Below are 12,870 nucleotides of genomic sequence, written 5' to 3'. Positions count from 1 at the left end.
AGATTCTTGGTAAAGTATGCGAATTACCCCTACGGCTGGATAGACTATTGATCAAGCTATCGAGACAAAGGAAGTCTTTTGAAGACTCTATCGAAGAGGAAGTTATAGACACGCTACCCGATAATTGGGTTCGAACCAATTGTGATTAACGACGAAGACATATAGAAAAATTGGAATGGCCATGAGTTATATTGAAGAGCATAGATCTAAAGTTTTTTTGGTTGACGATAAAGAGTGGGTGACACAAAGAAAACAAGAGTGGAAACAGGTAAAAGCAAACTTAAACAAAATGGGGGCAATACCCAAACGTTTGCATAAATACCATAAAGAGTATTTTTTTACCGGTCATCTTGAAGAGCCGGTAATGCCGCCTTCCCCATTTGCAGGTGTTAAAGCATTATTTTTAATGTGGTATTGGCCAGAAAAAAAATTGGACGCCTATAAAAACATATATATCGATAATTACCAGGATGCAATGAGAATTCCAAGATTTTTAAATTCCATTCGAGCACAGGAAAACTTTACGACGGAGTATTCGATTTTTGGTGGGCGCGAAGAATTAATTGTTAAAGCGGTATGTCCCTTCCTCGATTATAAGACAGTGATTTTTGAGAAACCAAACAACAGTCCTGTCATCGGCTTTGGTCCGTCTTGGCTAGTTGGTTTTGTAGAAAATCATACGAGACATTTACTTACTGCGCAAGATGTATGTGTTTATGCGCCTGGTCAGTATTTATGGCCGCAGTTTGACTATGCGTTTGAACATTATTTTGATTATATTGTCAATGGCAGTGACTGGAGTTCGGGTGAGAAGTTTTTTAAAAGAATGCTAAGGAATATTTTAATGTTTGAAGATCGAGACGACTTTGAGAATATCCACCCTTATGTTAAATCATTTAGAGATGAGTTGTTTAATAAGTTTGAAAATGGTGAGTTTTGTCAAAGGTTGTTAGATTATTATGCTGAACAAAAGTCGGAGTATGAGCAAAGCGCGCCTTTTCCTTCTTAGTTTTACAAGTATTTGGAAATTAAATAATAGTCAGGCACGGATGAATTATTGTAAAGTATGCGAATTACCCCTACGGCTGGATAGACTATTGATCAAGCTATCGAGACAAAGGAAGTCTTTTGAAGACTCTATCGAAGAGGAAGTTATAGACACGCTTCCCGATAATTGGGTTCGAACCAATTGTGATTAACGACCAAGACATATAGAAAAATTGGAATGACCATGAGTTATATTGAAGAGCATAGATCTAAAGTTTTTTTGGTTGACGATAAAGAGTGGGTGACACAAAGAAAACAAGAGTGGAAACTGGTAAAAGCAAACTTAAATAAAATGGGGGCAATACCCAAACGTTTGCATAAATACCATAAAGAGTTTTTCTTTACCGGTCATCTTGAAGAGCCGGTAATGCCGCCTTCTCCATTTGCAGGTGTTAAAGCATTATTTTTAATGTGGTATTGGCCAGAAAAAAAATTGGACGCCTATAAAGCGATATTTATCGATAACTACCAGGATGCAATGAGAATTCCAAGATTTTTAAATTCCATTTGTGCACCGGAAAATTTCACAACGGAGTATTCGATTTTTGGTGGGCGCGAAGAATTAATTGTTAAAGCGGTATGTCCCTTCCTCGATTATAAGACAGTGATTTTTGAGAAACCAAACAACAGTCCTGTCATCGGCTTTGGTCCGTCTTGGCTAGTTGCTTTTGTAGAAAATCAAACGAGACATTTACTTACTGCGCAAGATGTATGTGTTTATGCACCTGGTCAGTATTTATGGCCGCAGTTTGACTATGCGTTTGAACATTATTTTGATTATATTGTCAAAAACAAGGACTGGAATACGAGAGAGAAGTTTTTTAAAAGAACACTAAGATATCTTTTAATGTTTGAAGATCGAGACGACTTTGAGAATATCCATCCTCATGTTAAATCATTTAGAGATGAATTGTTTAATAAGTTTGAAAATGGTGAGTTTTGTCAAAGGTTGTTAGATTATTATGCTGAACAAAAGTCGGAGTATGAGCAAGGCGCGCCTTTTCCTTCTTAGTTTTACAAATATTTGGAAATTAAAATATCTATAACGATAAAATTATACTGATTTTAATAAAAGGATAGCTTCGTGGAAATTAATTTATATATAGCTGCACAGTTTCAATCAAATAAAGAATCAAAAGTTATCGGTGAGTTTTTGTTGGAGGATACACGACCAGTTCTCGATGACGATGTTGAGGATGCTGCTCATGTGAAGTGGTTTAACGCTATTGATGAAATGGAATATCCCGAGGCTGTTGAAATTATTGATAATAAGCTCAATATTTCTTTCTTTCTCGGTGGTCATGATGTCGAAGAGGATATTGATATTATTACTAAAGGATTAAAAAAATGCGGGCCAGAAAAACTTGCATTTGTGATATGGGATGGTGAAGAGCTTTGTGATCTTTCTAATCTTCAAGATGGAAAATTTAAGCCGGCTTCAAACTTCGATAAGTCGAAATTTGAAAAGGCTAATGATTCAGATGAAATAGCGAATATATTCGATCTTTTAAACTCGGTTTTATAATATGGTTTATGGAAGATACAATAAACACTTATCCTAGTTTTGGTGATAAGTATCGCTTTAATATAATTGTAGAGGTTTTGTGATATGGATTTGTTTAAAAATAAATTACCACAAAAAACTGGACTTTTTATTCTATCCGCTTTGGTTATTTCAGGCATTAAAATATTTAGTCACTATGAAGCTCAGGCTATATATAAAGACCAAAAAAGTACAGCTGTAGGAAAAGTTGTAAGTATGGAGTCTGAGCACAAAATAAAAAAAGGTATTTCGCGAGAATTTATACGGTTGAATTACGAATTTAATGCTGATGATAAGGTTGAATCGTCTAGTGTTTTAATCGCTCAGGGTGTTGTTCCAAGGGACTTAAAGAAAGTTAAAGTAAAATACAATTCAAACAATCTAAAAGATCATCGGCTTATCTTAAATGCGAACGACGAGTCTTCAATTAATTGGCTTTATGAAATATTATCAGTTTTAGGTTTTTCATTTTTTATAGGTTTTCTTTTGCTTGAAGCAAAAGATAGGCTCGAAGCAAAGCCATATTAACCCACATTCAACACTGAAGTATTGTAGGGTGCGCATTTTGCGCACCGAAAGCGTGAGTTAGATTGTACGTGCAATTGGTTCGCACGAAAAGACGTGCAAACCCTACATGCTTGGCTTTGAAATTGGTTTTGTGCGCGTCTTTGACACCGGCTGGCTAATGGATGTTTCGTATGTCTGTATATAAAACAAAGCGGTCATCAATGACCGCTTTATCAAACTTACCAAGTTCAGCTCGTCGATTATTTATGGCGGAGCCGAGCCAATCCTAACAAAGCGAACAGCAACCAAAGCGCTCCTCCGGACGAGTCAGCTAAATCATTAACTGAATCGCACACATCACCAATACCATCATTATCAGCGTCCGACTGATCCGGATTACTGTTGTTTTTGCAGTTGTCGCTAATGTCGGCAATGCCATCGTTATCGGAATCGAGAGTTTCGTTGAACACCGTTAACTTAGGTAAGATAACATCGTCAAAGCCATTTAATGACTGGTCTTCGACAACGGGGGCACGCCAAACTTCCAATGAGTCGCCGGGCTGCCAGGTTAATTGCAGCAATGCGATATTGTTGGGTAAGAAGGATGCAATATCAGTTAGTAAGCCGCCCACTTTTAGTTGCAACAAGGTTTCTTGAATTGCTGAGTTAACCACTACTGTTGAGTCGTTGATAAATCGATTATTTTTCAGGGTGAAAGTTGGCATAAACTCGACATGCTGTTCGGGTTGTTCGAATTCAAAATAACTGCCGGCAGGGATCGAAATTTCTCTGCGCTGTGAATACTCAAATTCGTCTTCGGTACGTACCGATACCGACTGGTTAAACTCGATATCAATGTACAGATTCGGATGAAAGGTAAGCGTTTGATCGAGGCTTAAAAAATTAGCCAAATCCAAATCAAGCAAATTACCTTCGAGCGTGATAACCGGTCCAAGATGACCGGTGTAAGAGGACAGCTTAGGGCCTTCAATAGTCACTCCAAGTGGCGCTCCGAGCGCAACGGATAGTACATCGGCGTCAACATCAAATCGGAAAAAATCATTATCTTGCATGCCGTCATCAACAAAGGGCGGGATCAGCTCATCGCCGTCGGTTAAGCCACCAATAATGGTGCGCTTGCCGACCGGTGAAGTGTTGGTGATGGAACCGTCGATGTCACTGATAAACTGGTTCAGTGGTTCGCAGTCGCCGCAATCAAAATCCTGATATTGCGAAACCGGAGTCGATAGCTTAGGTGGGATGATTGCCCATTCATTAATATTAAAACCGGCTGTTAGCGCTGGTGTTAACGGTATCACCGGAATATTCATACCACCGCTAAGAAAGCCAATACTATTGCCCAACAGTTCATAGGGGTTGTCGAAAATTCTCACTTCGATGCCGTTGGATGTAATGTCTGCGCCAAACCATTCGGTATCGTAGTAACGAAGTGTGCCATTTTCAGAAACGCTTGGCGTAAGCGCTGTGCTGCCCTGAGGATAGGTATCTGGGTCGAGCGGTGCCATTACATCGTAAAGCAGGTCAAAATTGTCGGCCGCGGTTATATCGTCCAGACCGGATTCGACGCTATCGATGTAATAAAGTTGTTCCACTTTACGGATCTGCTCGCCATCGTCGTAGTTGACCATGGCGAAATCGACCGAAATATCGATGAGGGCTCTGCTGTAGGTGCCAATGGAAAAGCCCATGCCAGGATAACGTGATGCGAGCGAGTAATCACCTTGCTGAGTGGCCGCTGTCGTCACCCGAACGATATCGCCGGTATTGGCCTGATCACGATCCGTGTTAACGGTGACATCCACATTGTATTCCACATCGACTGATCCACCATCGAGATAAAATTCACCTTCAATGCCAAAGTCGAGGTCGACTTCTGAGCGTACCACTGCTCCAATATCGTAGGGACGGGTAGAGCCCTGTGTGGGTTCTTCACCAATTCCGATCCCCAGATCTTTTTCGAATCGAAACAGGCAGTGGCCAAAAATTGGATCACGAACCAGACAGCGGTTTACATGGCCGGTAATGCATTCGGATTGGGTTGGGGTAATTCGGTAGGTGATCCCGTTGTAGTTTGTGGTGTAAACGTAGCTTGTGCAGGTGTCGAGCGCTTGTTGCCAAATGGCCTGTGCTGTTCTTAGTGGAATATCGGTATCGATGTTTCGTATTTCGCCTTCTTCTTTCGATTCCTGTTCCTTAAACAAAGGTACGGAGAAAGGTTCTACCAGACGAGAGGTTTCAGCTTCCCAAAACAGACTTTGTCCCTGGGTTTTAAACTCGATACTTTGTGTTACTTTATTTGCCGCCAGAGCGTTTGCGCCAATGAATGATGCGGTGATCACTAAGCTGATAAGTTTAGCCGTTATACGTGGCGCCTCGCGAGTTGCATTAAGATGGTGATTGTTCATGATGAATGTCCTTTGGTCGATAATCTTTGATCGATATTCGCTTCGTCGATAATAGTTTTGGTGATACTAGTTTCGGTGATATTAGTTTCATCGAAAATCTGTGGTTTACTTTTTGGGCTCAACTTGCGCAAGTACCCAGCCACTGCGGTTCATGCAGCGTTCGTAACGATTGTGCAAATAGCGCAGTTGTTTCTCGTGCGATCCAACCACTCTGGGGTAGATATGCATTCGGTTTATTCTGAATTCCCTATCGGCTTCATTGGCGCTTTCTCGCTCGTAGTAAGTGACTCCATCGATCCTTATGCCTTCTTTAAAAGCGTGATCGCCACAGGTTTGCTTATTTTGCTTTAACGCTTGCCAGTATTGGGCCGATTGATAACTGTGTTGATTGTTAAACCAGGCGTAATTTTTGGAACTGAACAAATCAGAAAAACAGCCTGAAATGGACAGGGTTAAGGCGGTGATGAATAATATTCTCATCACCACTAGATTGATTGAATGGGATTGCATGGACTTTCTCCTTGTTTAAACGACTGCCAGTGTGCTCACTGGGCAGATAGATTTAGCGGTTATTACTAGAAGCGTACAAACAGCCGAAAACATTCAATAAATTTCAAAAAAATGACTGCAGCGATAGTGAAAAGGCCGATAAGAGGCGAATATGACAATCAAAAGGTTATCGGTTATATTAAATTTTGGATTGGCTACCACCCTTTAAAGCACTGACAACCACTGGAACAAAGGAAAGGTCATGGTGTCTTCGACGGTATCTCAGGAAGAACTGGCAAAGCTCAATGCGGCGCTCTCGGAGTTGAGCTCTGAAGAGAAGCTGCGGGCAGAGTCTTTATTTATATCGCTTTACGATGAAATCCATGCCATGGCCCGTAATATTTTTAATCACGAATACAACAGCTCGACGCTGCAAGCCACGGCCCTACTCAACGAAGCTTTCCTCAAAGTCAAAGAGTTGAGGTTTGAGGGGAATGATCAAACCCATTTTTTGCGTCTTATTGCTCGAATCATGCGTCATCTGCTGGTTGATCACGCGCGCAAAAAGCTGTCGGCGAAACGCGGGGGTGATCAACATCGCACCACGTTTACTGAAAGCTTGAGTGATCGTCCTATGTCTTATGATTTATTGGCACTGGATGAAGCGATAGAACAACTTGCCAAAAAAGACCCGCTGAAATCCACCATGATTGATTTGTATTATTTTGGTGGGTTTACGTTAAAAGAAATTGCTGAACATCTGAAAATGTCGGAGTCGAGTATTCAGCGCGAAATCCGGTTTTCATCGGCTTGGTTACAACGGTTTTTGGCGCAATAATAAGCCACTAGGTAAACATAAAAGCAAACAATGATGGATGAATGTTTTTAACATGGCGAGTTTTTTAAGAAGGACAATAGCTTATGACAGATCACTTTAAAAATATCGAGGCCATCTTTAATCAAGTGATTGAGCTTCCTCAGGATCAACAGTACGAGAAGATTAAGTTGCTGGCTAACGATGATCAGGAGGTGATCAGCGATGTTATCGAGTTGATTAAAGCCGACAAAGAGCAGCGAATTGCTTCTGTTTTATCACAAAGTGCCGATGGCTTTGACACTGAGCAGGATCACTGGATAGGACAAACCATTGACTCTTACCTGATAAAAAAGCTTATAGCCAGCGGCGGCATGGGAAGTGTTTATCTTGGTGAACGTAATGAAGGTGACTTTACCCATTATGTCGCCATAAAATTTATTTCTAATGCACTTAATGCAAAATCACAGTCGCGCTTTCAGGTAGAGCGGCAAATACTGGCGAGTCTTAATCATCCGAATATCGGTAAATTACTCGATGGCGGTAAGACCAGCAACAATGTTCCTTACCTGATAATGGAATTTATTACGGGCTCTCCAATTGATGCCTACTGCCAGTCGAATCAGCTGACTCTGCACCAGCGGCTTGAGTTATTTATTAAAGTTTGTCGTGGCGTTCAATTTGCTCATGAAAACTTAATTATCCATCGTGATATAAAGGCCAGCAATGTATTGATCGATCATTTGGGCGAACCAAAAGTGGTCGACTTTGGTATTGCTAAAATTCTAAGTGCCGACCCGTCATCGGCAAACACGCAAACCCAACAGCGACTACTGACACCAGATTACGCCAGTCCTGAGCAAGTTACCGGAAAGACTCAGGGATTTGCCACTGATGTGTATGGGTTGGGCGTGCTGTTGTATAAATTACTCACGGATACTTACCCACTAAAAGTTAATACATCCAGCGGTTCTTCAATTGAGCAGGTGATCTGTCACGAAACCCCAAAAAAGGCAAGTGTTGCGCTCACTAGCCAGTCTAAGCAAGTTAACCAGTCTCAACAGGATAATCAGGCGTCTTTGCCATGGTCACCCAAACAACTGAAGGGAAGTTTGGATAATGTGTTAAATAAAGCGTTGCAAAAAAATCCGGAAGACAGGTACGCATCGGTTATGGAATTTGCCGAAGACATTAAACGATTTTTGGCGAATCGTCCGGTGCTTGCGAAACCACCATCATTGATTGAGCGCAGCAGCAAATTCATCATCCGTAACAAGATCCCGGTCGCTACGGCGGCGATGTTTCTACTCGCTATTTCAATAACCGTAGTGATTTACACCGTTAAGCTAACACATCAACGTGATATCGCGATTGAACAAAAACGCATTTCTGATCAGCGTGCTGACGAGCTTGAATCAACCACGCAATTTATTACCTCAATTTTTTCTACCGCCAACCCACGAGAAAAAGGTAAAGCCAACACAACCGCAAAAGACTTATTAGACACTGCGCTCATCACTGTTGATAAAAAGCTGCCTAAGCCAAGTGTCAGTAAAGCACGCCTGCTATTTAATATTGGACTGGCTTACAAAGGTTTGCAGCACTCTGATCTTGCGATTGATGCGTTTACTAAAAGCCATCAAACCTATCTTGATGCAGAAGGCTATGAATCGGTTGACGCGCTCAAGGCGTTGCATCGCCTGGGCGATTCTTTACGACAAAAATACGAAAACGAAAAGGCTCTGGAGCTGTTAAGTTATACCGTCAAACGATGGGAAGAAATCTACCAGGGCCCGCATAATGATATTGCCGATGGGCTGAATAATTTAGCCATATGCTTGCGCAATTTGGGGCGTATTGATGAAGCCATAGAGAAACAAAAGCGCTCAATTGCGATGCATCAATCGCTGTCGCCGAATTTACCTCTGCATACTTACTACAATAATTTGTCGTTGATGTACCGTGATAAAAGGGAAATGCTGCGTGCAAACGAGATTGTTGACATGGCCTTACAAGAGTTTTATTCCAAAGGTGATCAGTCGGACGTTGGCGGAATGATTAGTGTTTTGCAAAACAGTGGAATGTTTAAAAGTCGAATGGGATTGTTTGATCAGGCCATTGCTAAATTTTCTGAGGCTCTCGAGAGAAGCGAGGGATTATATGGCCCGGATTCAATTAAAGTAATGATTCTTAAAAGAGAGTTCGCACAGGCACTTCATGGCGCAAATCAGTATGAGAAAGCAAATACCGTATTTAGTGACGTTTATGCAACCTGCCAGGAGCACTGTAAAGGCAAGTATATGCTCGCCATGATCGAAAAGTATTATGCGCTGCTGTTGAGTGACAGGGGAGAGCACGAAAAGGCCATTCAGTTGATCGATAAATCCATCAAGTATTACATCGCTCAATTTTCAACGAAAAACAAGTCAACGGTTAGCGCGTTGCTTAATCAGGCAGAGATCTACCGAGCTTCAACAAAAGAAGATTTGTTTCTTGCGAAAATGAGCGAGCTCGATGCCATAATCAATGATAATACCGAACATCCTCAAATCTATAGAAATATATACCGGTTAATTATGGCGGAATACCACGTCAGTAAAGGTAATCATCAGCCGGTACAAACACTGGTTGCGGGATTGCCAGAGTTTTTTATCGCTGATTTTGGTGATAAAAATACAAACTATCTTCGCACCATGAAGTTGGTTCGCCAATTAAGTCAGGCTGGCACATGAAAATTTACAAGGTTATCTTTATATATTGAAAAAATTTCTCATTGTAATGATTTTTCAAAGTTTGGTAGGGTGCGCATTTTGCACACCGAAAGTGGTTGGTTTGATGTGGGTGCTGAATTAAATACAGGGTTAACTAAGTTGTAATGCAACCTATTATTTGAGATTCTTTGTGAGTCTGTGGATATCTCGAACGACTTCTAAAGGAGTTTAAGAATGTTTAAAATGATTAATTACTATTTGTTCGCTTTTATTGCGATAAATGGTGATGCTAATGATAGGTACAAAGGATATAAGTTTAAGCCAGATGATTCTAAGGTTGAAAGAGATGTCGACAAGCCTAATTGGTTAAGTGAATATATTCCAGAGTGGCAGGTTGTTATGCCTAAATCGTTCCTAGAGGTTAGTGGTAGTCAGTTTTTTTTGTTTGAAGTTAAAACGCCTAGAGATAAAAGAACAATTGAAAAGTTCAATAAGAAAAAGAAAGAGTATTTGGTTGGGAATAGAGAGGTTTACTTTAACTCCTCATGGAATTCCGCTGCAGTTATGCATGATAACAACGTTGAATTTTTGCATGGACCTGGTTTGGTTTTTTCGACTGGTCATAGAGGACATGATTATTTTGGCTGTATCGAATCAAGACCATTATTCGAAGTAAGTATGATTGAAGGTGTCAAAAACGCCATTTGGATTATTACCGGTAAAGGAGATGAATTGCATTATGATGGAGTCAATGAAAATATAAAAGTGACCGTATACGATGGTGAGACCACCCAAAAATACTTTGAGTATTATGCGATGATGACATCATATACAAATAAACCATGGAAAGACTTTGATTTTGTTTTGGGCGCTACTCGTGATCGCAGCTCTCCTTTATTTAATGATGAATTTCGTGGGAAAAAGTTATTTGCTAAAGCGTACATCAATGACTTTGATAACAATGATAAGCTGGATGTTGTAATTTGGCATAGACAGTATTACTCAACACGGGTTTCTGATAAAGACCGAAAAGGCTTTACCTTTGAAAAGGAATGGTTTACTCGTTATGAAGAAAATAAGAAACATTTTTTTGAGAAGGAATTAACTATTGACGATGGTAGGAAATTATTGGGTAACGCAGGTCTAACCTGGAAAGACGGCTTCCCAAGAGATAATCGACTATGTGAAGAAAAGAAAACATCGATTCCAATGATGCCTCGTGTAATTGATTCTGGTATTGCTTACTAAGTATTAATAACAGAGTATTAATAGGCTGATACCAAGTAAATTAAAGAGTTCGATGAATTCATCTTTTATCTTTGCGTCATACTACTGTGACTGTTTAAGCCATGAGTAATTACGCTTTTGTAGGATTTTATTCGTTGTACGATAAATTGAGTAGTGAGGCTGGTGAGTGTATTATGAACTCGTTATCTTGGTCGATAATTCTTATCGGTTGTTAATCTTGGATTAAATTAACTAAAAAGCTAAGTTGTAATGCAGCCTACAGCATGAGTTTCTTTGTAAAGTATGTGGGTGTCCCGCACGACTTTTTAGTTAGGAGTTAAATGGTGTATACCGAACTGTACACAGTGAGTTGGTATGGGTTGTTCCATGGTGCCACAATTGTCGGAAGTTGCTTCTTCTTTGGCGGCCTGTATCATCTAATCCACTTCAAAAAGAAAAAGTTTGGGTCACCGGCTGAAAAGAAATTTTTTCGAGCATTTATACTAACGCTTACAATATTGGGGTTTGTAGTTGGAATAATGACACCCATCAAAGTCACACAAAGCAAACTGAGATATTCTGATGGTGACTATAAAACCTTGGAAAGTCCCTTGGTCAAAATAAAGGCCACTGGAACGATAAGTGTATTACACTTTGAGGATGAAAAAATTGGTGTTGGTACCAGTGGTAATGCATGCTTTCCGGGTGATGATACAGTCGCTCAAACCTTTAAAGTAGAGGTTGGGGCAATCTATCGAGTGAAGTATTTCAAGTACGGTAGAGATGACGACTACGGGTGCATACTTCAACTACATAAAAAGATTAAATAGTGATTAGATAAATTTCTAACAGGTGTGTTTTGCATAGTTTAAAATTTTGTATGGTGTTACTTATTGCGCTTCTATTGATCGCATGTGAGGTGAGAACAAAAGACTCTGATGTTAAATCAGCGTGTAGAAACCAGTTTGAGCAAGCAAACTTCGACCAAGCATTTGAGACTTGCTTATCTGAGGCTGAAGATGGGGAAAGGGATGCCCTGTTTTTGTTGGGCTCGTTTTATGAGAAGAGTGGGACAGAAGACCATTTAAACCAAGCCTGTAACTTATATGAGCAAGCTGCGAATAAAGGAAGCGGTTATGGGATGCACGCATTAGCGTATTGTTATCTATTAGGTAAAGGCAGGGAAGTTAATGTTCAAAGTGGAGTAAGTTGGTTACGTCAAGCCGCAAAGCAAGACTTCCCGCTCTCCTTATCGACACTTGGTAAAGCACACTACCGTGGAGAGTATGTCGATAAAGACGAAAAACTGTCATGTAGCCTTCATGAGAAAGCAGCCAATTATGCAGAGCCATACTCAATGGCTGAGTATGGCTCTTGTTTATTAGCACAAGGAGAGCACTTGGGTGGTTTACTTTGGATGTATGCTGCACTAGAATTTGGCGAAGAACGCGAAGACACATCAAAGGAAGAACTGCTGTCATATATTAAAGACGATGGAGAGCAAGAGTTTTTGAACGAGGTCAAAATTCTAATAGAGTTTTCTTCTAAAAGACGTTCGGTTGTTCTTGCTGAAAATCGATAAGCTTAAAATAATTGGTTTCGGATAACGATGTAGTGGTTAGTTTTGATGTGCGTGCAATTGGTTCGCACGAAAAGACGTGCAAATCCTACATGGTTGGTTTTGAAGTTGGTTTTGTATGGCGCATCTTGCGCACAGAAATAGGTTGTTTTTGTTGTGAGTGCTATGGCAATTTTAAAAAATAAAATATGTATGAAAGGCGCTTGGTTTATATGCATAGGTGCTTTTATTGTAGTTGGTGGAAGTTTAGTAAACTACTTGGAATATAATTCTTTTGATATTTTAAAAAATGTACTTCTATTAAAAGAAATTAAGGCAGTAGGCACAGCAATACCTTTCGGTTATATTTTTATATGTATTGGAGTGTACTATTTTATAGATGGTTTCTTAAGTAGAGATCTAAAGTGACCACCTCTATAATTTTACATGCAAAGCAATATCGAGATTAATGCGATTGTTCAAATGGTGATGGGTGGGTAGTAGCCGAACACCCATACATTAATGGTTGAAAATAAAAGATCCTGCAG

Annotated in this window: 12 protein-coding genes; 10 read left to right on the top strand and 2 right to left on the bottom strand. The window is 40.2% G+C overall.

Going from position 1 to position 12,870, the window contains the following annotated elements; translation table 11 throughout:
• Positions 1-181: 181 nt before the first annotated feature.
• From C8D97_RS07445 to C8D97_RS07430, 4 genes are all read left to right on the top strand, one after another.
• Positions 182-1,009 (top strand): hypothetical protein, encoded by an 828-nt coding sequence (locus C8D97_RS07445; RefSeq protein ID WP_146196114.1) that lies wholly within the window; start codon positions 182-184, stop codon positions 1,007-1,009.
• 222 nt (positions 1,010-1,231) lie between these two features.
• A complete protein-coding gene (locus C8D97_RS07440) occupies positions 1,232-2,059 on the top strand; it encodes a hypothetical protein (RefSeq protein WP_146196113.1) in 828 nt (275 codons plus the stop codon).
• 72 nt (positions 2,060-2,131) lie between these two features.
• Positions 2,132-2,572 (top strand): hypothetical protein, encoded by a 441-nt coding sequence (locus tag C8D97_RS07435; protein WP_109763138.1) that lies wholly within the window; start codon positions 2,132-2,134, stop codon positions 2,570-2,572.
• 84 nt (positions 2,573-2,656) lie between these two features.
• Positions 2,657-3,118, top strand: a complete 462-nt coding sequence (locus C8D97_RS07430; protein WP_109763137.1) for a hypothetical protein — start codon at positions 2,657-2,659, stop codon at positions 3,116-3,118.
• Positions 3,119-3,357: 239 nt separating this feature from the next.
• Here the strand turns inward: C8D97_RS07430 and C8D97_RS07425 are convergent, their stop codons facing one another.
• Positions 3,358-5,523: a thrombospondin type 3 repeat-containing protein gene (locus C8D97_RS07425; protein ID WP_109763136.1), complete on the bottom strand. Its 2,166-nt coding sequence runs from the start codon at positions 5,521-5,523 to the stop codon at positions 3,358-3,360.
• Between the two features lie 105 nt (positions 5,524-5,628).
• Complete coding sequence (locus C8D97_RS07420) at positions 5,629-6,033, bottom strand: hypothetical protein (protein ID WP_109763135.1); 405 nt, start codon at positions 6,031-6,033, stop codon at positions 5,629-5,631.
• A gap of 241 nt (positions 6,034-6,274) precedes the next feature.
• Between C8D97_RS07420 and C8D97_RS07415 the strand changes: the two genes are divergently transcribed.
• The 6 genes from C8D97_RS07415 to C8D97_RS07390 all read left to right on the top strand — a co-directional run bounded on the left by C8D97_RS07415 (position 6,275) and on the right by C8D97_RS07390 (position 12,751).
• Positions 6,275-6,850 (top strand): ECF-type sigma factor, encoded by a 576-nt coding sequence (locus tag C8D97_RS07415; RefSeq protein WP_109763134.1) that lies wholly within the window; start codon positions 6,275-6,277, stop codon positions 6,848-6,850.
• A gap of 83 nt (positions 6,851-6,933) precedes the next feature.
• Entirely contained in the window at positions 6,934-9,558 is a 2,625-nt protein-coding gene (locus tag C8D97_RS07410) for a serine/threonine-protein kinase (protein WP_109763133.1), read from the top strand.
• A gap of 213 nt (positions 9,559-9,771) precedes the next feature.
• On the top strand, positions 9,772-10,785 hold the full coding sequence (locus C8D97_RS07405; protein ID WP_109763132.1) for a hypothetical protein: 1,014 nt from the start codon (positions 9,772-9,774) through the stop codon (positions 10,783-10,785).
• Positions 10,786-11,105: 320 nt separating this feature from the next.
• Positions 11,106-11,594: a hypothetical protein gene (locus tag C8D97_RS07400; RefSeq protein ID WP_109763131.1), complete on the top strand. Its 489-nt coding sequence runs from the start codon at positions 11,106-11,108 to the stop codon at positions 11,592-11,594.
• Between the two features lie 29 nt (positions 11,595-11,623).
• Positions 11,624-12,346, top strand: coding sequence for a tetratricopeptide repeat protein (locus C8D97_RS07395; RefSeq protein ID WP_146196112.1), 723 nt, complete (start codon positions 11,624-11,626; stop codon positions 12,344-12,346).
• A 153-nt stretch (positions 12,347-12,499) separates the two neighbouring features.
• Positions 12,500-12,751 (top strand): hypothetical protein, encoded by a 252-nt coding sequence (locus tag C8D97_RS07390; RefSeq protein ID WP_109763129.1) that lies wholly within the window; start codon positions 12,500-12,502, stop codon positions 12,749-12,751.
• The last annotated feature ends 119 nt before the right edge of the window (positions 12,752-12,870 follow it).

The sequence above is a fragment of the Pleionea mediterranea genome (assembly GCF_003148745.1).
Lineage (GTDB): Bacteria > Pseudomonadota > Gammaproteobacteria > Enterobacterales > Kangiellaceae > Pleionea > Pleionea mediterranea.
Note: the sequence above shows the minus strand (reverse complement) of the source record. Positions and strands in the feature narration are given on the sequence as shown.

Coding starts and splice junctions, on each gene's coding strand:
- C8D97_RS07445 (WP_146196114.1), top strand. CDS start 182: ATGAGTTATATTGAAGAGCATAGATCTAAAGTTTTTTTGGTTGACGAT.
- C8D97_RS07440 (WP_146196113.1), top strand. CDS start 1,232: ATGAGTTATATTGAAGAGCATAGATCTAAAGTTTTTTTGGTTGACGAT.
- C8D97_RS07430 (WP_109763137.1), top strand. CDS start 2,657: ATGGATTTGTTTAAAAATAAATTACCACAAAAAACTGGACTTTTTATT.
- C8D97_RS07425 (WP_109763136.1), bottom strand. CDS start 5,523: ATGAACAATCACCATCTTAATGCAACTCGCGAGGCGCCACGTATAACG.
- C8D97_RS07420 (WP_109763135.1), bottom strand. CDS start 6,033: ATGCAATCCCATTCAATCAATCTAGTGGTGATGAGAATATTATTCATC.
- C8D97_RS07415 (WP_109763134.1), top strand. CDS start 6,275: ATGGTGTCTTCGACGGTATCTCAGGAAGAACTGGCAAAGCTCAATGCG.
- C8D97_RS07410 (WP_109763133.1), top strand. CDS start 6,934: ATGACAGATCACTTTAAAAATATCGAGGCCATCTTTAATCAAGTGATT.
- C8D97_RS07405 (WP_109763132.1), top strand. CDS start 9,772: ATGTTTAAAATGATTAATTACTATTTGTTCGCTTTTATTGCGATAAAT.
- C8D97_RS07400 (WP_109763131.1), top strand. CDS start 11,106: ATGGTGTATACCGAACTGTACACAGTGAGTTGGTATGGGTTGTTCCAT.